The sequence below is a fragment of the Flavobacterium terrae genome (assembly GCF_900142035.1).
Lineage (GTDB): Bacteria > Bacteroidota > Bacteroidia > Flavobacteriales > Flavobacteriaceae > Flavobacterium > Flavobacterium terrae.
This window is the reverse complement of the sequence record NZ_FQZI01000001.1, coordinates 898,191-923,205: the sequence shown is the minus strand read 5'-3', so window position 1 is coordinate 923,205 and position 25,015 is coordinate 898,191. Positions and strand designations below refer to the sequence as shown.

18 protein-coding genes and 1 riboswitch are annotated in these 25,015 nt (G+C 33.3%); of the genes, 3 read left to right on the top strand and 15 right to left on the bottom strand.

All coding sequences use genetic code 11. From position 1 onward, the window contains the following. The 8 genes from metH to BUC09_RS14750 all read right to left on the bottom strand — a co-directional run bounded on the left by metH (position 1) and on the right by BUC09_RS14750 (position 9,897). Complete coding sequence (gene metH, locus BUC09_RS04070; protein WP_073308890.1) at positions 1 to 2,679, bottom strand: methionine synthase; 2,679 nt, start codon at positions 2,677 to 2,679, stop codon at positions 1 to 3. Next, positions 2,679 to 3,671 (bottom strand): homocysteine S-methyltransferase family protein, encoded by a 993-nt coding sequence (locus tag BUC09_RS04065; protein ID WP_073308888.1) that lies wholly within the window; start codon positions 3,669 to 3,671, stop codon positions 2,679 to 2,681. Before BUC09_RS04065 ends, metH begins: the two co-directional genes overlap by 1 nt. Positions 3,672 to 3,869: 198 nt before the next feature. Then, positions 3,870 to 3,971, bottom strand: a riboswitch (SAM riboswitch). 57 nt (positions 3,972 to 4,028) lie between these two features. After that, positions 4,029 to 5,201 (bottom strand): trans-sulfuration enzyme family protein, encoded by a 1,173-nt coding sequence (locus BUC09_RS04060; RefSeq protein ID WP_073308886.1) that lies wholly within the window; start codon positions 5,199 to 5,201, stop codon positions 4,029 to 4,031. A gap of 39 nt (positions 5,202 to 5,240) precedes the next feature. After that, entirely contained in the window at positions 5,241 to 5,666 is a 426-nt protein-coding gene (locus BUC09_RS04055; protein WP_073308884.1) for an OsmC family protein, read from the bottom strand. A gap of 95 nt (positions 5,667 to 5,761) precedes the next feature. Next, on the bottom strand, positions 5,762 to 8,170 hold the full coding sequence (gene thrA / locus BUC09_RS04050) for a bifunctional aspartate kinase/homoserine dehydrogenase I (RefSeq protein ID WP_073308882.1): 2,409 nt from the start codon (positions 8,168 to 8,170) through the stop codon (positions 5,762 to 5,764). A 13-nt stretch (positions 8,171 to 8,183) separates the two neighbouring features. After that, on the bottom strand, positions 8,184 to 9,161 hold the full coding sequence (locus tag BUC09_RS04045; protein WP_073309054.1) for an alpha/beta fold hydrolase: 978 nt from the start codon (positions 9,159 to 9,161) through the stop codon (positions 8,184 to 8,186). A 110-nt stretch (positions 9,162 to 9,271) separates the two neighbouring features. Next, positions 9,272 to 9,721 carry an OsmC family protein gene (locus BUC09_RS04040; protein WP_073308880.1) on the bottom strand — a complete coding sequence of 150 codons (450 nt, stop codon included), beginning with the start codon at positions 9,719 to 9,721 and terminating at the stop codon, positions 9,272 to 9,274. Between the two features lie 11 nt (positions 9,722 to 9,732). Further along, positions 9,733 to 9,897: a hypothetical protein gene (locus tag BUC09_RS14750; protein ID WP_159432935.1), complete on the bottom strand. Its 165-nt coding sequence runs from the start codon at positions 9,895 to 9,897 to the stop codon at positions 9,733 to 9,735. Between the two features lie 718 nt (positions 9,898 to 10,615). On the opposite strand from BUC09_RS14750, the gene metK reads away from it, so the two are divergent. Further along, on the top strand, positions 10,616 to 11,866 hold the full coding sequence (metK, locus tag BUC09_RS04035; protein ID WP_073308878.1) for a methionine adenosyltransferase: 1,251 nt from the start codon (positions 10,616 to 10,618) through the stop codon (positions 11,864 to 11,866). Between the two features lie 208 nt (positions 11,867 to 12,074). Here the strand turns inward: metK and BUC09_RS04030 are convergent, their stop codons facing one another. Next, positions 12,075 to 14,774, bottom strand: coding sequence for a carboxypeptidase-like regulatory domain-containing protein (locus tag BUC09_RS04030; RefSeq protein ID WP_073308877.1), 2,700 nt, complete (start codon positions 14,772 to 14,774; stop codon positions 12,075 to 12,077). 56 nt (positions 14,775 to 14,830) lie between these two features. Continuing rightward, on the bottom strand, positions 14,831 to 15,697 hold the full coding sequence (locus BUC09_RS04025) for a GLPGLI family protein (RefSeq protein ID WP_073309052.1): 867 nt from the start codon (positions 15,695 to 15,697) through the stop codon (positions 14,831 to 14,833). Between the two features lie 118 nt (positions 15,698 to 15,815). Here BUC09_RS04025 and BUC09_RS04020 point away from each other — a divergent pair, with 118 nt between their 5' ends. Both BUC09_RS04020 and BUC09_RS04015 read left to right on the top strand, forming a co-directional pair. After that, complete coding sequence (locus tag BUC09_RS04020) at positions 15,816 to 16,604, top strand: hypothetical protein (RefSeq protein ID WP_073308876.1); 789 nt, start codon at positions 15,816 to 15,818, stop codon at positions 16,602 to 16,604. Then, entirely contained in the window at positions 16,604 to 17,218 is a 615-nt protein-coding gene (locus BUC09_RS04015; protein WP_073308875.1) for a deoxynucleoside kinase, read from the top strand. Before BUC09_RS04020 ends, BUC09_RS04015 begins: the two co-directional genes overlap by 1 nt. Positions 17,219 to 17,257: 39 nt before the next feature. Here the strand turns inward: BUC09_RS04015 and BUC09_RS04010 are convergent, their stop codons facing one another. From BUC09_RS04010 to BUC09_RS03990, 5 genes are all read right to left on the bottom strand, one after another. Continuing rightward, positions 17,258 to 19,843 (bottom strand): sodium-translocating pyrophosphatase, encoded by a 2,586-nt coding sequence (locus BUC09_RS04010; protein WP_073308874.1) that lies wholly within the window; start codon positions 19,841 to 19,843, stop codon positions 17,258 to 17,260. Between the two features lie 114 nt (positions 19,844 to 19,957). Further along, a complete protein-coding gene (locus BUC09_RS04005) occupies positions 19,958 to 20,488 on the bottom strand; it encodes an inorganic diphosphatase (protein WP_073308873.1) in 531 nt (176 codons plus the stop codon). A gap of 109 nt (positions 20,489 to 20,597) precedes the next feature. Continuing rightward, positions 20,598 to 21,209: a DNA-3-methyladenine glycosylase family protein gene (locus tag BUC09_RS04000; protein ID WP_073308872.1), complete on the bottom strand. Its 612-nt coding sequence runs from the start codon at positions 21,207 to 21,209 to the stop codon at positions 20,598 to 20,600. A 126-nt stretch (positions 21,210 to 21,335) separates the two neighbouring features. After that, the gene (locus tag BUC09_RS03995; RefSeq protein WP_073308871.1) at positions 21,336 to 23,804 is read right to left on the bottom strand and encodes a DUF5686 family protein; all 2,469 of its coding nucleotides are present in this window, start codon (positions 23,802 to 23,804) and stop codon (positions 21,336 to 21,338) included. A gap of 144 nt (positions 23,805 to 23,948) precedes the next feature. Next, positions 23,949 to 24,926 (bottom strand): pyruvate dehydrogenase complex E1 component subunit beta, encoded by a 978-nt coding sequence (locus tag BUC09_RS03990; RefSeq protein ID WP_073308870.1) that lies wholly within the window; start codon positions 24,924 to 24,926, stop codon positions 23,949 to 23,951. Between the last annotated feature and the right edge of the window lie 89 nt (positions 24,927 to 25,015).

Below are 25,015 nucleotides of genomic sequence, written 5' to 3'. Positions count from 1 at the left end.
TTAATCTGCTATGTTTGGATTTAGCCATTTTTCGGCATATTCGTAGGTACAATTTCTTCTTTGTGCGTAATCACGCACCTGATCTTCTTTAATTTTTCCAAGACCAAAATATTTACTTTCTGGATGTCCAAAATAGTATCCTGATACTGAAGACGCTGGCCACATTGCCATACTCTCTGTCAGTTTTACACCTATTTTTTCTTCTACATTTAATAAATTCCAAATAGTAGGTTTTTCTAAATGGTCTGGGCATGCTGGATAGCCTGGAGCCGGACGTATTCCTTTATATTCTTCTTTGATTAATTCTTCATTTGACAAATGTTCTTCTGAAGCATATCCCCAGATTTCCTTACGAATTTTCTCGTGTAGATATTCCGCAAATGCTTCTGCAAAACGATCACCCAAAGCTTTTACCATAATCGAACTATAATCATCATTGGCTTCTTCAAATTCTTTTGCTTTTTCATCTACTCCAAAACCAGTCGTTACACAGAAAGCTCCCATATAATCAGTTTTATTGCTTTCTTTTGGAGCAATGAAATCCGCCAAAGCAATATTTGGCGCCCCAACTGTTTTTTGCGATTGTTGGCGAAGGGTTAAAAATGTTTCCAAAACGTTTCCTTCTTCATCGTACAATTCTATATCATCGTCTTTCACTTGATTTGCTGGAAAGATTCCGTAAATACCTTTGGCCTCCAACCAGTTTTCTTCAATCAATTGTTTGAGCATTTTTTTAGCATCAGCAAACAAAATTGTGGCTTGCTCTCCTACCACATTATCTGTTAGGATTGCTGGATATTTTCCGAAAAGCTGCCAAGAATTAAAAAAAGGTGTCCAGTCGATATATGGAACCAATTCTTCTAACTTTACTTCTACGGTTTTTGTTCCAATGAAGTTTGGTTTTTTAGCATCGAAGTTATCCCAATCCAATTGTAATTTATTGGCTCTTGCTTTTTCTATTGTATGAAAACTCTTGTCACGTTGACGGTTTAGAAACGTTTCTCGAAACACTTCATATTCTGCACGAATGGTACTGGCATAAATTTTTCGATCTTTATTTAAAAGATTTCCAGCAACAGTAACTGCTCTTGAAGCATCATTCACGTGCACTACAGTTTCACGATATTCTGGAGCAATTTTTACTGCTGTATGTGCTCGAGAAGTTGTTGCACCTCCAATCATGATTGGAATTTTGATATTACGCTTGTCCATTTCTTTGGCTAAATAAACCATTTCATCTAACGAAGGCGTAATCAAACCACTCAAACCAATGATATCTACGTTTTCCTTAATTGCTGTTTCGATGATTTTCTCAGGCGGCACCATCACTCCTAAATCGATGATTTCGAAATTATTACAAGCCAAAACAACCGAAACAATATTTTTACCAATATCATGGACGTCACCTTTCACTGTTGCCATCAACACTTTTCCTGCTGATGATGTTGCTCCGTCTTTTTCTGCTTCTATATAAGGTAGCAAGTAAGCAACGGCTTTTTTCATCACACGAGCCGATTTTACTACTTGGGGTAGGAACATTTTTCCGCTTCCAAACAAATCACCTACTACGTTCATCCCTGCCATCAGATTGATTTCAATAACTTCGATAGGTCTTGTTGCTGTTTGTCGGGCTTCTTCTACATCAATTTCAATAAATTCATCGATTCCTTTCACCAAAGCATGGGTAATTCTGTCTTGTAGCGAACCACTTCTCCACTCCTGAACTGCTTTTTCATTTGACTTGACATCTCCTTTAAAGCTTTCTGCTAAATCTAAAAGTCGTTCGGTCGCATCGTCGCGTCGGTCTAACAAAACATCTTCAACATATTCTAATAACGTAGGGTCAATTTCATCATACACCTCCAACATTTCTGGATTCACGATTCCCATCGTCATTCCGTGTTTTATAGCATGATACAGGAACGCAGAATGCATCGCCTCACGTACTTTATCATTCCCTCTGAACGAGAACGACACATTACTAACCCCACCCGAAATATTAGCGTATGGTAGGTTTTCACGGATCCATTTGGTTGCTAAAAAGAAGTCCAATGCATTACGGCGGTGTTCTTCCATACCGGTTGCTACTGGGAAAATATTTGGATCGAAGATGATGTCTTCTGCTGGGAAATTGATTTCGTTGACTAAAATATCATACGAGCGCTTACAGATTTCGATACGGCGATCGTAAGTATCGGCCTGACCAACTTCATCGAACGCCATTACGATTACGGCAGCTCCATAACGTTTTACCAGTTTTGCATGATGCAAAAAAGCTTCTTTACCTTCTTTTAAACTAATGGAATTTACCACGCATTTTCCCTGAGCGACTTTCAATCCAGCTTCAATGATTTCCCATTTAGAACTGTCAACCATTACGGGAACTCTAGAAATATCCGGTTCCGAAGCAATCAAATTCAAGAATTTGGTCATCGCATACACACCATCCAACATTCCTTCATCCATGTTGATGTCAATGATTTGCGCACCACCTTCTACTTGAGCACGCGCTATATCAAGCGCTTCCTCATATTTTTCTTCTTTGATTAAACGTAAAAATTTTCGTGAACCAGTAACGTTAGTACGCTCACCTACATTCACAAAATTAGTTTCGGGAGTAACGATTAAAGGCTCTAATCCCGATAATTTTAAATATTTATGATAAACTCCTTCACTCATTATGCTTCCTCCAGTACTCTTGGTTTGTAATTAGCAGCTACTTCAGCAATTAACTTAATGTGCTCTGGAGTAGTCCCACAGCAACCGCCTATTATATTGATTAAATTATCTTCTAAATATTCTTTGATTAATTCCTGCATTTCTTCTGCAGTTTGGTCGTATTGTCCAAAGGCGTTGGGTAAACCGGCATTGGGATGCGCCGAGATGTTAAACGAAGTATTGTGTGCCAAGCGTTTCAAATATGGTTTTAACTGATCGGCTCCTAAAGCGCAATTGAAACCTACGCTCAACAATGGAATATGCGAAATTGAAATTAAAAATGCTTCTACGGTTTGCCCAGATAAAGTTCTGCCCGAGGCATCGGTAATCGTTCCTGACACCATGATTGGAATGTCGATATTGCGTTCTTCTTTTACTTCTTCAATAGCAAAAAGAGCCGCCTTTGCATTAAGTGTATCGAAAATAGTTTCTACCAATAAAATATCACTTCCGCCATCGATTAAGGCTTCTACCTGTTCTTTGTAGGCAATACGCAATTCATCGAAAGTAACTGCACGGTATCCTGGGTCGTTTACATCAGGACTCATGCTAGCCGTTCTGTTGGTTGGGCCAATTGAACCAGCAACAAAACGAGGCTTATCGGTAAATTCATCTGCAACTTCACGAGCAATTTTAGCGGATTGATAGTTTAACTCATATACCAAATCTTCCATATGATAATCGGCCATACCGATAGTGGTTCCAGAAAATGTATTGGTCTCCACAATATCTGCACCAGCAGTGAAATAAGCACGGTGAACTTCTTTCACAGCTTCTGGTTGCGTAAGTGACAGCAAGTCGTTGTTCCCTTTTAATGGATGTGGAAAATCTTTGAAACGCTCGCCTCGAAAATCTTCTTCTTCAAATTTATAGCGTTGTAACATGGTACCCATCGCTCCGTCGAGAACTAGGATTCTTTTTTGTATTTCTTCGTAAATGTTTGCTTTCGGCATGATAACAAAAAATCTAAATGTTTATTAACTAGCCCCGATAGTAGCGGTATCCTTTTTGGTGGCTTCGAGAACCTCAGCCATCAAAAAGATATAGCGGATAGCGGGAAAATGGATTGCAAAAAAGCCCAAGCCTTTCGCTACCAATTTTTACACATAAAATGTCATCATGAAATACAGAGAGATACTAAAAAAGTATTCTTGTTATCTTTCTCCAAAATGGAGTAGAATGTAGCACCTTCTACAAGAGTAGGGTTGCTAAGGCTTCATTGGGTCTAGTCCCTCTGCCTTTCGTGATAACTTCAGTTTGTATAAGAACAGGGCAAAACTACTACCTATTTTTATAGAAACCAAATTTTTTTAAGAGAGTGCTTGGCTCAAATCATTTATTACATCTTGAACTGTTTCTAAACCAACAGAAACACGAACCAAACCGTCAGTAATACTTACGGCTAAACGTTCTTCCTCAGTTAATTTACTGTGAGTCGTAGAAGCTGGATGCGTCACAATGGTTCTTGTATCTCCTAAATTGGCCGACAAAGAACACAACTGAATTTTATCTAAAAATTTGCGTCCTGCCACGATACCTCCTTTGATTTCAAAAGCGACAATATTACCTCCCAGCTTCATTTGCTTTTTAGCAATTTCATGTTGTGGATGTGATTTTAGGAACGGATATTTTACTTGTTTTACGTTTGGATGACTTTCCAAAAACTCAGCTACTTTTACTGCGTTTTCACAGTGCTTTTCTACACGAATTGGCAACGTTTCCAAACTTTTTGACAGTACCCATGCATTGAACGGAGACAAAGCCGGACCAGTATTTCTTGAGAATAAATAAATTTCTCTCACTAGATCAGCTCTTCCAACAGTTACACCTCCTAAAACTCTTCCTTGCCCATCAATTAGTTTTGTTGCTGAATGTACCACTAAATCGGCTCCATATTGAATTGGATTTTGTAACAATGGTGTCGCAAAACAGTTATCTATAATTAAAATAAGATTATGTTTTTTAGCAATTTTTCCCAAAAATTCTAAGTCGATAATATCGACAGCTGGATTTGTTGGCGATTCGGCAAAAAGGATTTTTGTATTTGGCTGAATGTAATTTTCAATCGTGTCCGGTTTGTTGATGTCAAAATAACTGGTGGTAATATTCCACTTTGGAAAGTATTTTGTGAACAAGGTATGTGTCGAACCAAAAACACTCCCAACAGAAACAATATGATCACCTGAATTTAATAAAGCTGCAAATGTTGCATAAACTGCTGCCATTCCTGTAGCAAAAGCATAACCGTCTTCAGCACCTTCCAATTTGCAAATTTTTTCTACAAATTCGCTTGTATTTGGGTTCGTGAACCGACTATAAATATTACGTTCCTTCTCTTCGGTAAACGATGCTCTCATGTCTTCGGCATCTTCAAATACGAAACTCGATGTTAAATACAAAGGAACAGAATGTTCTAAAAATTGGGTTCTTTCTATCTGTGTGCGAATGGCTTGGGTTTCCAAACCAAATTCTGAATTACTCATTTTATTGCTTTGTTTGTTGTTTGTTGTTTTTATTATCCTTTATACTGTTTGATTATTCACCTTTACTCGATAATCTATTGTCGCTGTAGGTTCTAACGTTTTGGAAACCGAACAATATTTTTCGAAAGACAGTTGTGCCGCTTTTTGTGCTTTTTGTTCATCGATATCACCTTCTAAATAAATTGTAACTGTAATTTTCTTGAATGGCTTTGCTTCATCAATTTGCACTCTTTCTCCTTCGACTTCTGTATAATAAGATGTTATATTTTGTCTTTGTTTTTTTAGTATCGAAATAACATCTATAGCACTACAGCCTGCAACTCCCATCAATAACAATTCCATGGGGCTTGGTGCCAAGTCGCTTCCTCCAAATTCAGCTTTATTGTCTAAATACACTTTATGTCCTCGTTCATTTTGCAATTCAAAATGATAATCATCATTGACTCTTTTTAATGTAACTTTCATATGCTTTGATTTTATTTTTTATAGGTAGCATATGGAATCGCCTTTCATAATGATGTTTGTTTTCAACAAACGTTTTATTATTGGCGATTTCATAATTAACCTCTGTCAGCAATTCGTAAAATATCTCCAAAAACACCTCTAGCCGTAACCGAAGCCCCAGCTCCAGCTCCTTGAATCACGATAGGTCTTTCACCATAAGATTCAGTGTAGATTTCAAAAATTGAATCGGAACCTCTTAATTGTCCTAAAGCAGAACTTTCTGGCACAGAAACCAACTTCACTTCAAGATTACCTCTATCCTGTTGTAAATCTCCTGATAATTCTCCAATATAGCGAAGTACATTACCTTGACGTTGACTTATCTTAATTTTATTATAATGATCATCAAGCTCGTGAAGATTAATTAAAAACTCTGAAGTTGACAAACTTCTTAATGATTCAGGGATAAGATTTTCAATTGAAATTTCGTCAAATTCATTTTGTAAATCCAACTCACGAGCCAAGATTAAAAGTTTTCTAGCAACGTCATTTCCGCATAAATCTTCTCGTGGATCCGGCTCAGTAAATCCATTACTTATAGCTTCTTTAAGCACTTCGCTAAACTTTTTATCTTCATTAGAAAAATGATTGAACAAAAAGCTTAATGAACCAGAAAACACTCCTTTTATTTTTGTTATGTTTTCACCTGAAAGATGTAAAAGCTTTATGGTATCTATAAGTGGTAAACCAGCACCAACATTGGTTTCGTATAAATATGTTTTTTGGTTTTTGTCGAGCGTGTTTCTCAGTTTTTTGTAAAAATCGTAACTCAATGTATTAGCCACTTTGTTTGAAGACACTAAATCAAAACTATTTTCTATTAGTTCAAAATAGTTTTGAGCAAATTCTTTACTTGCTGTATTATCAATAGCAATTAAATTTTCAAGATGATTTTCTTTAGCGAAATTAACCACATCAGTAATGGTGTATTTTATTCCTTTTTCTGAAATTTCTTCTCTCCAGTTTTCATTGTTTCCATCCTTTTTAAGCAATACCTTTTTAGAATTTGCAATGGCAAAAACATTCAATTTTATATCTTTTCTTTCCTCAATTTTTTTGGCAGAAATAAGTATTTGATTGATTAATGTCCCACCAACTACTCCATGACCAAAAACAGCGATATTTATCTTTTTTGTTACGCCAAATATCTCACCGTGAATAACATTTAAAGCTCTGTTTAAGTCCTGTTTCTTGATTACTAAACTTATGTTTCTTCCAGTTGTAGTGTTGTTGAATAAAATAGGTACTACTTTGTTTCTGATTAAAGCAGTGTAAGGTTTATGAAAAGTACTTAAATCCTGACCAATAATTGAAATCACCGAAATATTATCGTCGACAGTAATTTTATTGACATCGCGAGTGTAAAAATCATTTTCGAATTCTTTTTCTAATCCTATTAATGCTTCCGATGCTCTATCAGTGTTTACTACAATTCCTATTCCGCGTTCTGAAGAACCTTGTGAAATTATGCTAACACTAATATTATTATCTGCCATTACTCTGAAAATTCTGGCATCGACACCTGTTTTACCAAGCAATCCTCTTCCTTCAAGATTAAGAAGTGACACATTATTTAAAACTGAAAGCGATTTTATTCCTTCGTCTGTTTGCTCTGAAGTGATTAGAGTTCCTGCACTTTCAGGGTTAAAAGTATTTAGAATACGAAGTGGAATATTTTTTTCTACTAGAGGGATAATTGTTTTGGCATGTAGAATATTGGTGCCAAAATTTGCTAATTCATTTGCTTCATTAAATGATAGCTTTTCTATTTTTTTTGCATCAGAAACAAGCTCTGGGTTTGCTGTGTAAATTCCGTCTACGTGGGTAAAGTTTTGAAATTCTTCTGCATCAAGATAATTGGCTAATAAAGAAGCCGTATAATTACTTCCGTTGCGACCTAGAGTTGTGGTTTCTCCATTAACCGTTGAAGCAATAAATCCTGTTACAACATGAATTTCATCTTTATTTTCAAAAAATTTAAGAACATTTTTTTTAGAAATGGAATCAATTGGTTGGGCGTTCCCAAAATTTGCATCGGTTTTAATCAGCTCTCTAGTATCAACATATTTTGCTTTTAGCCCTTTTGAATTTAAAGTTTGGGTTATATACTTTGCTGATAAAACTTCTCCGAAAGCAATAATTTGATCTTTTATCTTTTCGCTATAATCTCCAAGTAACTTAACTCCTTCAAACAACTTTGCCAATGTTGCGTATTCTTGATTAAAAAGTGACTCTTCTAAATTATTAGTTTGATATTTTACAAATTCTTCAAATTGTCGTTCATAAGGTTTACCGCTTTGTGCTAAATCAAGAATTTCTAGTAGCTCGTTAGTTGCATTTCCTCTTGCAGAAACCACTACTGCAATACTTTCATTATCAAAATATCGCTTGGCAATAATATCTGTGACTTGATTAAGTCCTTTTCCATTTGCTAGAGATTTACCTCCAAATTTTAAAATTTTCATTGTCTTGTTTGTTTTAGTAATTAAAAATAGGTGCTAAAAATTTGTTCAGTTGTTCATATTCAATCAAGAAAGCATCGTGTCCATGTTTAGATTGGATCTCATAATACTGAACTTCAATTGCGTTGTGTTGTTTAAGTTTAGTGTAAACATTTTTGATTTCATTTGCTGTAAAAAAATAATCTGTGTTTACTGACACCAAATGAATTCTAGCTGTTGTGTTATTAATTGTGTTTAGTAAATATTTTTCGTTTCTGTTTTCTCCTATTGTTTTGAGCAGATGGTTCATTAGCTTATAAGCTGATAATTCAAATCTTTGTGACAACTTATTACCGTGATGTTTTAACCAACTTTCTACTTTATACAAATCATTTTCTTCGTTTTTCTCTCCATTGAATTTCTCCTGCAAAGACTCTGGCGTTCGATACAAAAGCATGGCATGTAATCTTGCATCATGTATTGGATTGTTCGAATTATTTAAAATCGCATCCTGAACTAAAACATTTGCTATCAACCAATCTGAAGATTTCCAGCTTGTAGCAATTGGAATCACGTTTTCTATACTATTCGGTTTTAAATAAAGCATCTCCCATGCAATTCCTCCTCCTAAACTCCCTCCTATCACAGCAAATAATTTTTCAACTTTTAGTTGTTCTAGTCCTTTCCAAAAAATTGCAGCTATGTCTTTTGTTGTGTAATATTTGTAATCTTCAATTAAATTTTCAGAGTCTTCAAAACCGTTTCCTGGAATATTGAAAGCCAATACTGTAAATTTTTGAGTGTCTATAACTTTCTCATCTCCTATTAAATCCTTCCACCATCCATTCTCCCCTGTTACATTCGAATTTCCTGTCAAAGCATGATTCACTAAAACAATTGGTGCGCTGTGCAACGGTTTTCCAAAAACTTGATACGTAAGAGTTACAGTTACATCAACCTTTTTATCAGTTTCAAGCTTAAATTCCTTTAGTCGTATTTTATATAATTCTTCCAAAACTTCTTTTTTAAAAACTGCCCCCAGCCTAAACTCCAGAGGCAGTTTTAACAAACAAAAAACAAAAACTAAATAGATTTCAGATAAGAGAAACCTACTATTATTGTGAGTTACGCTGCATTATATTCTTTTAATAATGTAAGCGAAACCGGTGTTTCATTTATCAAGTTGTCACGTAAAGGACATCTTTCTTTAACCTCATCCATCCATTGTTTTAAAGCGTCAAGAGGCGCATCTGAAGTTGGTTTAATCACTACTTCAATCTTTCTAAATCCGGCTCTAGAGCGTGTTTTAATCCCTTCGGATTTTTTAGTTTCTAATTCTCCCGAAACTTGTACTTCAAGAGATTTTAACTCAACTCCTAGTTCAATGGCAACCAACTTCCCTACTGCGTTAATACTTCCTGCAAATCCGGCTAGTAAATATTCCGCTGGTGACGGGATTTTGTCTTCTTCACCAGCTACAGAATTACTTATGCCTAAGCTTATTTGAGAAGATTTCACCAAAAACTGATTTCCATTCCCTGAATATCCTGATATGCTTATTACCTTATTGCTCATAACTTTTGAATTTATATAAATAATATTTCGTTTTCTCCCGAATTGATTTGCACCAACAATCTTTCTGCAATAGTTACTTTTAAATCATTTTTTAATTCACTAGCATTTTGAGTGAATTTGAGTGAATCGAATACTTTTCCTTTTTTTCTTTTGAATTTGTTTTTAACTCCTAACATGGCTTAAATTTTTTATAGATTTTGAAATTTGACAGAATAAAAAAAGTCCTTTCGGATTGTTACCAAAAGGACTCTTAGTTTTGAACTATAACTAGAAATTAACTATTCCGCTTTTGGCAACCATAATGATTGTGATACATACGAATACAAGTACACATGCACATCATCATTGAAATATTAATAGTATTTTTTGTTGCCTTAGTTTTCATTTTTATTATAATCTGATTATTTAAAATTTAAGTTTCGTTGGATTTAGTGTTATAAAAAAAGCCTCTGCAATTGCAGAGGCTTTAGCTTTATATTTTTGATTCATTCAAAATTAAGCAACAGTGTCCCTCTGCAGAATATTTCCACACATTGTAATACACATATATCGCTTAATTGAATTCATTATTTTTTTCATTTTGATGTTGCAAAGTTTAGAAGTAATTCTGAATTGACCAAACAAAAAATTGAATTTTAACATAATTTCTTTTTGGAGTTATATTTAAATACTACGTATTTAGAAATTTGAATATTTCATAATTTATCAAAAAAAAGTTAAGAATAATTTGGAATTCAATTTCGTTTCATACATTTGCACTCGAAAATCGTGAGGAAAAATTTGTACTGATTGCAACCTCAATAAAAAATGCTAAAGCAGAAAACTCCTTTAGCACTTTCCCTGCAATCTTATTTTTTTTATCTTCACTAAAATTAATTAAAAAATAATTTTATTATGGCATATTTATTTACGTCAGAATCTGTAAGTGAAGGTCATCCAGACAAAGTAGCTGATCAAATTTCTGATGCGTTAATTGACAACTTTTTAGCTTTCGATCCAGAATCTAAAGTAGCTTGTGAAACCTTAGTAACTACAGGTCAAGTAGTTTTAGCTGGAGAGGTAAAATCTAAAACTTATCTTGATGTACAAAGCATTGCTCGTGAAGTAATTAAAAAAATTGGTTACACAAAGAGCGAATACATGTTTGAAGCTAACTCATGTGGTGTTTTATCTGCTATTCATGAGCAATCACAAGATATTAATCAAGGGGTTGACAGAGCAAGCAAAGAAGAGCAAGGCGCTGGTGACCAAGGAATGATGTTTGGTTATGCGACTAACGAAACTACTGACTTTATGCCTTTAGCTTTAGATTTATCTCACAAATTATTGCAAGAATTAGCTGCTTTAAGAAGAGAAAATTCGGCTATCACCTATTTACGTCCTGATGCAAAATCACAGGTAACTTTAGAATACGATAACAATAACAAACCGGTTCGTATCGATGCTATTGTAATTTCAACTCAACACGATGATTTTGGTCCAGAAGCAGAAATGTTAGCTAAAATCAAAAAAGATATTATCGAGATATTAATTCCTAGAATTATTGCTAAATATCCACAATACGCACATTTATTCAATGATAAAATTCAGTACCACATAAACCCTACAGGAAAATTCGTAATTGGTGGACCTCACGGAGATACTGGTTTAACTGGAAGAAAAATTATTGTTGATACTTATGGTGGAAAAGGTGCTCACGGTGGTGGAGCTTTTTCAGGAAAAGATCCATCAAAAGTAGACCGTTCTGCTGCTTATGCAACTCGACACATAGCTAAAAATTTAGTTGCGGCTGGTGTTGCTGATGAGATTTTAGTTCAAGTATCTTATGCTATTGGAGTTGCAAAACCAATGGGAATTTACATTAATACTTACGGGACTTCTAAACTTAATTTAACTGATGGCGAAATCGCCAAAAAAGTTGAAGAAATTTTTGACATGAGACCTTACTTCATCGAGCAACGATTAAAGTTAAGAAATCCTATCTATAGTGAAACAGCTGCTTATGGCCACATGGGACGTAAACCAGAAACTGTTACTAAAACTTTCAAATCTCCTAACGGTAATGAAAAAACTGTAACTGTAGAGTTATTTACATGGGAGAAATTAGATTATGTAGATCAAGTAAAAGCTTCTTTTAACTTATAAAAAAATATTTTTATCGATTAAAACCGGCTTTATGTCGGTTTTTTTTATTTCTCATTTTTAAGTTTCACTTTAAAAGATATTTTTGCTTAAAAAATCAAAACTCAAACTAAACAAACTATAGATTATTTAAAAACACAACCTATAATAAATCATTTATTATTTGTTTTTTGTTTTACAAGAAAAAAAGCCCCGCAATGCAGGGCTTTTTTTATAGTGCATACTTTAAGCTAAGAATTATATATCTCGGTTGAACCGAGTAAGCAGAAAAACTACTTTGCCCTCCTAACTGATCAAAGCTACTATCATTCAAAGAAGTAGTGTTTAATAAATTAGTTCCTGATAGTTTCCATTCCCATCTACTATCTTTCTTTTGATACATCAGGTTTGCAGTTAAAAAGTCATATTGATTTTTTGATGTATTAGATTTATTCCTGTTGTTAAAATAACTATACTCTGAAGTAAAAGAAAAAGCATCCCAAAAAAAGTATTCTAATTTTACTGATGGACTATCTGTATAAAAAACATCACTAAAATTATCATTAACTGAATAACTGTAGGCTAATTCAACATTAGGTGCTTTCTTGAAATTTGTAGAAAATTTTAAATTATAGTTTTGAGCGAAAGACTTTGTTATTTGAAAAGACTCTGAATCATCTTGTGCCACTCTAATATTATTAAATTCACTCCAATTTAAACTTAACCCAAAAGAAGCTTTGTAATATCTTAAAAATGATCTACCATAATTTGCTAAACCGGATAATGATTGATCAGCAAAATTTGAATCAATATTCACTGCAGAAGAAACTCTATTTGGACCTATAAGCAAAGCTCTATTTTTTACCGCGTCAACTTGTTTTGTGTAGGTTATATTCGCAAAAATATTTTCAAAATTAAACATGTTATATTTAAAATACCTCAATGAATGTACTTGTGACAAAGAGTTTTCTAAGTATCTATTTCCTCTAAAAAGACTGTTGTAATTAGAAAACACATATCCTTGGGCTAGTTTAGTTATATCAGTAAAGTTATTTGCCAGAGAGAAATTATAGGTTAATGTTTCTGATTTCTTCAACTGCCATAAAGCATAAAAATCTGGCAAAATTCGATTAAAAGAGTTTTTATTTGAAGCACCTAATTGCTCATCATTTGTTTGATAATTATGTACTGAAAAGCCTGGATTAAAAGTAAACTTACCTGTCAAAAATTTATAATGTAACCCTAAAAACACGTCATTGAAATTATAATTCACATCGTTATTATTCTCTGGAGCTGTCAAATCATTTTGAACATTATTATTCAAGATTTGAAAAATACTAGAATCAAAATTTTGATAAGAATATGTGTTACCTGCAGTAATATTTATATTACTTTTTGCAGTAAGCATATAATAGTAGTCAAACTTAGTATCTAATTTTGACGTTTTAACGAATCTATTTTGAGTGATGTCGTTTCGTGTTTGAAAAGGATTGTATCCAGTTAACAAATTTGCAAACACTGGTACTTGTTTAAGATTTGCATTGTAAAAAGGATCTTCTGTTTGATACAAATGTTGCATTTCAAAAGCAAAAACATTTTTATCATTTAATGTATAATAGTAATTTAAATTTTGATTGAAAGATAATGGTTGTTGTTTTTTAGTTGTATATATATCATTTAACAAATTAGAGAATACCGATGTAGCTTCCTTTTGATCGGATAATTTCAATAAAGCATCATAATCAAAATGAAGCTTAGTCGACGGAACATAACTAGAACTTAGCTTAAATAATCCTAAATCCGTTCTCTGTGTTGCTAAATCTTTTCTTGTTTCTGAAACATTATTAGGCAAACCTGTTGTAATTGAATTAGTTTCTATTTGTGATTCATTTGAAGAAAAAATACCAAAACCACTAATCGTTAATGCTTTTGAAGGATTATAACTAAAGTTAGCAGCACCAAATTTAGTATCGATATCTTTGGCTCTATTATTTCGTAAACCAAGAATTCCTAAATCATTTGAAGAGACATTAAAATTAGTTCCTCCTTTACGCATCATGTTTTTAAATCCACCTGTGAATTTAAAATAGTCTTGCATAGTTAGTGGCAACTCTCCTATATTATTCAAATTACCAACTACATTAATACTATACTTTGGGTTATAATAAAATAATTTTGGGTTAATTAAATGTCTGTCTTCTTTATGGCCAACACCGATTCCTGCTGTTATATCTCCAAACCAAAAATTCTTTTTCCCTTCCTTTAATTTAATGTTTAAGGCAACGCTTTCCTCATTATTCTCTAATCCTTTTAAGTTTGTTACTTCATTATAATTTCTAAGTACTTGGATTTTATCTAATGCATCAGCAGGAATATTTTTGGTTGCAATTTTAGTATCACCATCAAAAAAATCTTTTCCTTCGACCATTACTTTTTGAACCTTTTTCCCTTCAACTTCAATCTCACCGTCTTTATTAACCTCTACGCCTGGCAATTTTTTAAGCACATCTTCTAACTTTCTTTCCGTACCGTTTTTAAAAGAGTCTGCATTATAAATAATAGTATCTCCTTTTACAGAAACAGGCATTTCTCTTACCACTTCAATTGTAGCAAGTTCTGTTGGGTCATTTGTTAATGTAATATTTCTGGTAATATTTTCTGTACCTGTAGTAATTGCAACATTTTTAGTTTTTAATCCTAAAAAGGTAAACCTAACATTATAACTAGCATTAGGATTCAAGAAAAGCTGGAATCTTCCTTTGTCATTTGTAATAGAGTATGAATCGACAGCTTTTGTTTGCTGATTTACGGCCATAACATTAGCCATTTCTAAAGCAACCCCAGTGGTATCTTTTACTATGCCTTCAAATTTTACGCTTTGTGCAAATGAAAAAGTTGTAATGAATAAAAAAAATAAAGTAATGTTTTTCATGGTTTCAAAAAAAGGAATCTCAAACGAGATTCCCTAAATATGTTAAGTTTATAAAATTAGCCGCCTATTCTCATTTGCATTCCACCTCTCCCTTGATTCATCTCTCTCAATTCCTCCATTTTTTTGGTAACAATTTCATCGTATTCCTTTTGAGTAACCACTTTTCCTTTATTAGGAGCTTTTATTTCTTTTTTATCTTTAACATTCATTACCACTTTTGAACATAAAATAGTTGTCTTACCAGCACTTACTTCTAAAATTAGACCTGGTAGACCTTGATAATTTTCAGGACCAGTACTTACAGGAATTTCTGGAGTATACCAAGCTACCACTTCGATCTCTTTTGGTAATTCACCTTCTTTCATTATATCAGTAGTTGGTTTTTTATCTTTATTTTCCTCAGCTTTTTTCATTCTAAAATTTCTAAAATCAGATTTTGTAGCCTTTTGAGTAGTAGTAGCTTTAAAACACAAATAATCACCAATCTGTTTAGTTTCCTGACTCAACTTCCATTTTAGATTAGGTAGTGTATCTTGGATTAAAAACTCTTTACCCATCATTTCTTTGTCAATAGCAAAGGTTTTTTCTTTAATATTTTTGTAGTGAGTACCTCCACCTCCCATCATGGATCCCATCATTCGAAATCCTCCACCTTGAGTTCCGGGAGCTTCAAGTTTTTCTTCTTCTTTATAAATTGAAGCCGATTTATCGAAATTCAAGAAAAATGTTTTTTCAAATACACTTTTCATCCTTTCTTCAATCATTTTTCTCATTTCTGGAGTTATATCTTTGTTTTCCTCCATTCTACTCTTAAAATCTGCTGTGCTAGTTTTAGATTCATAAACCGCCATTCCCTGAAAGTCTTGTGCAAAAGAAAAAGCAGAAATTAGTATTGTTGAGATTGTAAAAATTATTTTTTTCATGATTAATGATTTAATACAACAAATATGACGAATGAATTCGTTTTTTGTTACTAAAGGTTTGTTAAATAAAAAATAAGACATTGAAACGGATTAAAAGTTTAATTGTAAATTAGCTTTTATGAAAAAATTAGCATTTATTCTATTATTATTCTCCTCATTTGTAAATGCTCAATACGCTAATCCAGTGGCTTCACAAATGAGCAAGCAATTTATTCAGGCAGATGAATACATTGGAGAAGATTCTATGGGTTTCCAATACTTTATAAAAAACAACATTCTTTTCAAAAAGAAAAAAGCAGAGTTTTTACAATATAAAAATCCTTCATTAGGAAAAATCACCAAAGTAGACATTCAAAATCCTTTGAGAGTTATTTTATTCTATGAAAGTTTTAATACGGTAATTGCTCTCGATAGCCAACTCAATGAAGTACAAAAACTAAATTTTTCTGAAACTAATAATAACATAATAGCCTCGGGCATTGGAAGTGCATCACAAAACAATCTTTGGGTTTTTAATTCAGTGACTCAGCAACTAGGTTTATTTAGTTATACCAAAAACACTTATCAAACCATTGGTCTTGTTTTCGAAAAAGGAATTAAAAATTACAGTTCAGATTTTAATTATTTTTACTGGATTGATCAAGACAACAACTTTTATAGTTGCGACATTTTTGGAAAGAAGAAATTCATAAAAAAACTTCCCGAATTTGAAACGGTATTTATTTCAGATGATAAACTCATTCTGTTGAAAAATAAGGAAAAACTTACTTTTTTGAATTTAGAAAACGATAAATTAATTCCTGTTGACAATATTGAAAAAAGCTTCAAAAGTTTTGAGTACAAAAACCAAAATTTAGCTATTTTTACCACCGAAGGAATTACCAATTATAAAATTAATTTACCGTAATGCATATAGCAATAGCAGGAAATATAGGAGCAGGAAAAACAACCTTGACAAGACTTTTATCGAAGCATTTTAAATGGGAACCACATTTTGAGGATGTAGATGAAAACCCTTACCTAGATGACTTTTACCACTCAATGGATAGATGGAGTTTTAACCTTCAAATTTACTTTTTAAATAGTCGTTTTCGCCAAATTTTAAAAATCAGAGAAAGTGGCAAAAAAATAATTCAGGACAGAACTATCTATGAAGATGCTCATATTTTTGCTCCTAACTTACACGCCATGGGCTTAATGAGTAATCGAGATTTTGAAAATTATGCTTCGCTATTTGAGCTAATGGAAAACCTTGTTGGTCCTCCTGATTTGCTAATTTATTTAAGAAGTTCTATTCCTAATCTAGTAGGTCAAATTCACAAACGTGGTCGTGAATATGAAAACACTATATCTATTGATTACCTAAGCAGACTTAATGAGCGCTACGAAGCTTGGATTCAAACTTACAATAAAGGAAAGCTTTTAATTATTGATGTGGACAATATCAACTTTGTAGACAACCCAGAAGATCTAGGTATGATAATAAATAGAATTGATGCAGAAATAAACGGATTATTCTAATATTAAAAAAGCTCCCAATTGGGAGCTTTTTTTATTTATTTACTTTTTTAAAGCATCAAGTTTTGCTTGAACCTCTGCCTCAGTTCCTTCAATCACTTCGGTAGCTTCACTTGTTTTTCCATTCTCAGTTGTAACCGTTGTAACAGTAGCCTTAACTTTTCCATCAACCATTTCTTTTTTTACAGAAACTTCTTTTTTGATTTCTTTAGTCATAGGCTTAGCACAACATTCCATTTTACATCCGTCAATAGCTTTAAACTTACCATTTTCATCAAAATGTGCCATACACATTTCTTTTTCTTCTGCAGAACAACCCATTTCGTCACACATTTTAGCACATTCCTCTTTAGATATTGCGCTTAATTTAGACATATCACATTTGGTTGAATGCTTCATCTCACACTTCTCTGTTTTTGCACAACATGAAGCTCCAGACTCGGCATCATGAGCACCACTTCCTAAAACAGGAGCAATTACTAAACCAATTAAACAAGTTAATTTAATTAAAATATTCATAGATGGCCCTGATGTATCTTTGAATGGATCACCAACAGTATCACCTGTTACTGCAGCTTTATGAGCGTCTGACCCTTTATAAGTCATTTCACCATTGATCATTACACCAGCCTCAAATGATTTTTTTGCATTATCCCAAGCACCACCTGCATTATTTTGAAACACAGCCCAAAGCACACCAGAAACAGTTACACCCGCCATATAACCACCAAGCATTTCTGCAATTAATTGGTTATTGCTTCCATAAACTAGTTTACCTAATAAAACAATAGCGATTGGAAAACCAATAGTTAAAATACCTGGCAACATCATTTCACGTAATGCTGCTTTTGTAGAAATCTCCACACATTTACCATATTCAGGACGACCTGTTCCTTCCATAATACCAGGGATTTCTTTAAACTGGCGACGTACCTCATATACCATATCCATTGCAGCTTTTCCAACTGAATTCATTGCTAAAGCAGAGAAAACCACTGGAATCATTCCCCCAATGAACAACATTGCTAATACTGGCGCTTTGAAAATATTAATTCCATCAATTCCAGTAAATGTAACATAAGCAGCGAATAAAGCTAATGATGTTAGTGCTGCCGAAGCAATAGCAAAACCTTTTCCTGTGGCAGCAGTTGTATTTCCTACAGAATCTAAAATATCTGTACGTGTTCTAACTTCTTTAGGTAATTCGCTCATCTCAGCAATACCACCTGCGTTATCAGAAATAGGTCCAAAAGCATCAATCGCTAACTGCATAGCTGTTGTTGCCATCATTGCTGATGCTGCTAAAGCTACACCGTAAAATCCAGCTAAAGCATATGTTGACCATATCGCTGCTCCAAATAATAAAACCGTTGGAAAAGTTGAAATCATACCTGTTGCTAAACCTGCGATTACATTTGTTCCAGCACCTGTTGATGATTTTTGAACAATTGCTAATACTGGTTTTGTTCCTAATCCTGTGTAATATTCGGTTACTGATGAAATTGCACCACCAACAAATAATCCTATTAAAGTTGCATAAAACACTCTCATTGATGAGATTTTTTGAGCTCCTTCACCAAAGAATTCCATTGTCATTACTTCTGGCAACATGTGTTGTACTAAAAAGAAACAAGAAATTGCAGTTAAAGCAATAGAAACCCAGTTTCCAATATTTAATGCTTTTTGAACTTCAGCTTCTTTAGCAGAATCACTTGTGATTTTAACCAACATTGTTCCTACTATCGAGAATAAAATTCCAAAACCTGCAATTGCCATTGGCAACAAGATTGGGCCAATACCATTAAACTGATCTTGAATAGCTCCTCCCATATCCTTGATAACATAATTACCAAGTACCATTGCTGCTAAAACTGTTGCTACGTATGAACCAAACAAATCGGCTCCCATACCTGCTACATCTCCAACATTATCACCCACGTTATCTGCAATTGTTGCAGGATTACGAGGATCATCTTCAGGAATTCCCGCTTCTACTTTACCTACTAAATCGGCACCAACATCTGCAGCTTTAGTATAAATACCCCCACCAACACGAGCAAACAATGCAATTGACTCAGCTCCTAAAGAAAATCCAGCTAATGTTTCTAAAACAACTGTCATATCCTCTGTTGATGTCCAAGCTCCTTTCATGAAATAATTAAAGAAAACAATAAAGAAAGCTGTTAGACCAAGTACCGCTAAACCAGCAACACCCAATCCCATAACAGTACCTCCACCAAAAGAAACTTTTAAAGCTTGTGGTAAACTAGTTCTTGCAGCTTGAGTAGTACGAACATTAGTTTTTGTTGCAATCTTCATTCCCATATTTCCAGCTAGAGCAGAAAAAAAGGCTCCAAAAATAAACGCAACAACTATTAACATATGTGTTTTAACACCCGGAAGAAAAGTAACTCCTGCTAAAACTAAACTCGCTCCAAGAACGAAAAAAGTAAGTAATCTATATTCTGCTTTTAGGAAAGCTAAAGCTCCCTCGTAAATGTAATCTGAAATTTCTTTCATCTTTCCATCACCAGCATCTTGCTTAAGCACCCAAGCTCTTTTGGCAGCCATAAAGGCTAATCCAATTAATGCCATAACAATTGGCATGTAAATCATCATTGAATTCATAATTAGTTTTGGTTAGTTAAATTTTAATTATAGTTAATTTAAAACCAATATAAACAAAAAAAAGCAACATTTTAATTAAAATGTTGCTTTTTTAATAAACTATCTTATAAACAATTAACGAATACTAAATAATCCTTCTGGTTTATTTTCGATTGCATTAAAACGGTCGATACATTCTTTTAAAATCTGTTGAGCTTCATTTACATCACCCCATCCTCCAACATCAACAGTTTTATTTTCTAAATCTTTGTATACTTGGAAAAAGTGTTCGATTTCTTTTAAAAGGTGCGGGTTGATATCTCCTAAATCATTTAGTTTATTCCAAATTGGGTCAGATACAGGAACACATATTACTTTTTCATCTGGTCCTTTATCATCTGCCATGTGAAAAACACCAATAGGTTTTACCTCGATAACACAACCTGGAAAAGTTGGTTTTGTTACCAACACTAAAACATCAAGTGGATCACCATCTAATGCTAATGTTTCTGGAATAAAACCGTAATCTGCTGGATACATCATTGAAGAGAATAACATACGATCGAAACGCATTCTCTTTAAATCAAAATCATACTCATATTTGTTTCGGCTTCCACGAGGAATTTCAACTAAAACGTCGAAAGTTTTTACTTTATCTGCAGTCATTTTGCTTTCCTTTTTATTTTTTTGAGGGTGCAAAGGTACGGCAAAAAGTTAGCTCTTCGGCAAGCTCAGAGTAAAAAAAATGAAAGGTTTTTGAAAAAATTACTTTTTCTTAATATTGATAGGTTATTTTTCGACCTCTTTTTTGGAGATAATGATGCCAAAGCAAAAATGACGCTAATGTTCTATGTGGAGCCCAGTTTTGTGCATAAATTACCATATCCTCTTTTTCTTGCAATCCTAGCAATTCTTTCATAGTATTCACTATTGCGACATCACCAATAGGCAAAACATCTTCTTTTTTTAAACTAAACATTAAATAGACATTTATAGTCCAATTCCCTATTCCTTTTAACTGAATTAGTTTTTCACGAACCTCATCGGCAGAAATTAATGACAGAGTTGACAAATCAATCTTGTTTGTCAAAATAGCATCAGCAAGATGGTTGATGTATTTTGCTTTTTGTCGGCTAACGCCAAATGATCTAAATTCTTCTTCAGAAATTGAAATTAAATTTTCAGGAATAATTTCGCCTACAGAATTACGCATTCTTAAAAAAGTAGCTTTTGCTGAATCGATAGAAACTTGTTGTTCTAAAATAAGCAAAACTAATGTTTCAAATCCTTCTGGTCGCGATGGTATAATTTCAGGCAAACCATATTGATCTATGATTTGCCCAAAAATTTTATCTTTTTTAATTAGGTATTGAATTGCTTCTTTCATTTGTAAAAAAATAGCCCAGATGCTTTGTCAGTTCACTTCAATAGTGTTTAGCGACATAATTTTGTAGTCATTTCGACTACGCTTAATGACCACAAAAAAGACATAGCGGATAGTGGAAAAAAGATTCTAGAAATAGAAACCAAAAGATCCTTTTATACCAAATTTATTTGCATCTGGTAAATTTAGATAACTTCCTCTCCAACAAAAATCAAGTCTAAAACATTTGAAGATATTCCCTACTCCAGCATTGTATTCCCAATATCCATCTACTGGTGCTCTGTAGGTTATATTTGATGCATTTATAGCTTTGTTCTCGTCTGAAACACTTCCGTAAACTGCTTTAATACCAACTATTTCTCTCCAATTTAGTTTTTTCAAGAAAGGAATTCTAGAAAAAAACCTTCCATTGAAATGATGCTCAAGATGTAATGATGTATATTGATCTGTAATAAATTCGTAATAATTCATTAAGTTATATGTATTATCAATCACAAAATACGATTGATTTCCTGGAACAACTGCCATTAACCCCAAAGGAACTGTGCCAAATGTTTTTCCTGCTTCGAAAGTAGTAAACAACCTACCCATTCCAGCCAAGAATATAGGCTGACGGTAATAGAATTGTAATTTATTATAATCGAAATCACTTCCAAAAATACCTTTTATTCCTTGGCTAAAGTTCACATACACTCTTGCATGATTATTATCAACTAAAAGCCTTTCAACTCCATAACCAACTGTTTTTCTTCCAGGAGTATAATCTATACCCATTGTGAATTCATATTGCTGCAAAGCAGATTTTACAACACCATCCTGAAAATAACTCAAACTAAATGTAGGCGATGCCGACTCTAAAGTTCGATAAGAAACACCTGCCTGAATAACGAAGTTTTTGAGTGGTTCCATTTCTGCCTGAAAAGTAGTCAAATTAACATTGGTCAATTTACTATTGTCTCCACTGGCAAAGAATGAAGAGGAAGCAAAACTTCTACCCAGAACATCATTCGAAGTTGTTAGACTCACCCCGATTTGTTCAACATCACGTCTATTTCCTAAAGTCAATATGATTCTATTTTTCTTATCGACCATTACTTTTCCAGACACACCATATTTGAACTTATTGTCTTTAAATCCATAAGCTGTATATGCTTGAAGTCTCCATAAATCATTAGACCCAAAGTAAGTTCTTCCTCCAAATCTGAGTCTTTGACCTTCCACATCGTTGTATCCAAAAATTGAAAAAATAGGCCCGTAATCTATAAATCCTCTTTGAATATAGCCACTCGCTAATATGGTACTTAAGTTATAAAGCTGTTTGAACCTTTTTACGGTTTTTAATGTATCAAGCATTTTATAAACCCCAAGCTCATCTTTACTTAAGTTCTCCATTCTGTTTTCGTCCCAAAAAGCCTCTGTTTTGTTGTAAACATTAGGATCAAAATCATTTATACTTTCCCTGTAAAACTTATCTTCTTTTGGTTCATTAAATTTATGGTCGTCAAAAATTGTAGTTCTCTTTCCATAAACTCCTTTAGAAGATTCTTTCTTGTTTAGCGCAAAGTCAGACATCATATAATCACGCTTAAGAAGGAAAACAGAATCATTAAGCACATCAAACTCTTGCTCAATATAAATATCTTTTACCCAGTTAATATTAGCACTTTTTGAAGCTGCCATATTAATTTTCTTGATAGCAAATGTGGTATCATTCACCCAAAAATCTCCTTTAAAAGTCAATTCATTTTTTCGGCGCGGATAATAAACAATGTTATAACACCATTTTTTATCAATATATGTACTATCTGCTAAAACATAGTTATAAGTATTAATTCCTGTTCTAGACAAAGGGCTTACGAAGTTTTTATCAAAGAAGTTTAAGTAATTATTATAAATATCATAATCTGAATATAAATCCTTAATGAATGTATCTACGCCATTACCGTTACCAAGACCTGAATTTTTATTTGCTTTTAAGACTTCCTTTTTCTTACCATTAGTATTATCTCCATAAACCTCATATAAAGATTCATTAATGAAAATTGGTAAGTATGTTTTTCCAGTAATTCTTGAAGTGTCAATTTGATCAAATATAAACTCCATTCCTTTGAAAAGTTTATTTTTCATAAAAGCAGAATCAATTGAGTTCATATCAAATTCAACTTTTTCGTACTTTTTCATTGCGTATTGATTGAACATGTACAACCCGTTTTTACGCTTTTTCTCCCAAATTTTTCTCAGAATATCTAATGCAGGATTATTTTTCTTTGAAGTTTTACCTGAATAAATTTTTACTTCTTCTAACAAGTTAGCACCACCAAAAACAATCTTCATATTGTAGTTTACTGCTTTTGTCAGCTTTACTTCTTTAGTTTCAAAACCAACATATGAAACCACTAAAACTGAATGATTATTATCAGATTGAATATAAAACTTACCGTTTTCATCTGTAGTAACACATTCTCTTGTTCCTTTAAAACAAACATTTGCATAAGGAACAGTTCCTCCCAAATCATCGTATACTAAACCACTTACTTTTGTTTGAGAAAATGACAAAGTCACAAAAAACAAACTTATTAAGGCAAAAATATGTCTCATAAAATATTACTTAGGCATTTAAAGCAATGCAATCTTTATTCCAAAAAAAACTAAAACTGTTTTGAAAAAAAAACTTCATCGAAAAAGATGAAGTTTCAAATATACTTATTTATAGTATTCAAATAATAATTAGTAAATAATCAATTACTTATACATTACTTTTTTAACAGCATTGATTACGTCTTGTGCATTAGGCAACCATTCTTTCAACAAAGTTGGAGAATAAGGCGCTGGTGCATCGGCAGTTGTGATTCTTTGAACTGGTGCATCTAAATAATCAAAAGCTCTTTCTTGAACCATATATGTAATTTCAGAAGCTACTGATGCAAATGGCCAAGCTTCTTCAAGAACTACTAAACGGTTTGTCTTTTTAACCGAATTAATGATACAATCATAATCCATAGGACGAACTGTTCTTAAGTCAATTACCTCAGCAGAAATACCTTCTTTAGCTAATTCTTCAGCTGCTATTAAAGCTTCTTTGATAATTTTTCCAAAAGAAACAATAGTTACATCTTTTCCTTCTCTTTTGATATCTGCTACTCCAAGTGGAATAGTATATTCTCCTTCTGGAACTTCACCTTTATCACCATACATTTGTTCAGATTCCATGAAAATAACAGGATCGTTATCACGAATCGCAGCTTTCAAAAGACCTTTAGCATCATAAGGAGTAGATGGAACAACTACTTTCAATCCAGGAGTATTTGCAAACCAATTTTCAAAAGCCTGAGAGTGAGTAGCTCCTAACTGACCCGCAGATGCAGTTGGACCACGGAACACCATTGGCATCGGGAATTGTCCTGCAGACATTTGACGCATTTTTGCAGCATTGTTGATAATCTGATCAATTCCAACTAATGAAAAGTTAAAAGTCATGAATTCAACAATAGGACGACAACCATTCATTGCAGAACCTACTGCTATACCAGCAAAACCTAACTCAGCAATTGGCGTATCAATAACACGTTTTGGACCAAATTCATCCAACATACCTTTTGACGCTTTGTAAGCCCCATTGTATTCTGCTACTTCTTCACCCATCAAATATACCGATTCGTCACGACGCATTTCTTCGCTCATCGCTTCACAAACCGCTTCTCTAAACTGTATAGTTCTCATATTATATATGTATCTCTGTAAAATTGAAAGGCAAAAATAAAAATTTTAAATCATTTAAAGCATTTTTAAAGCAACTAACTCGATTAAAA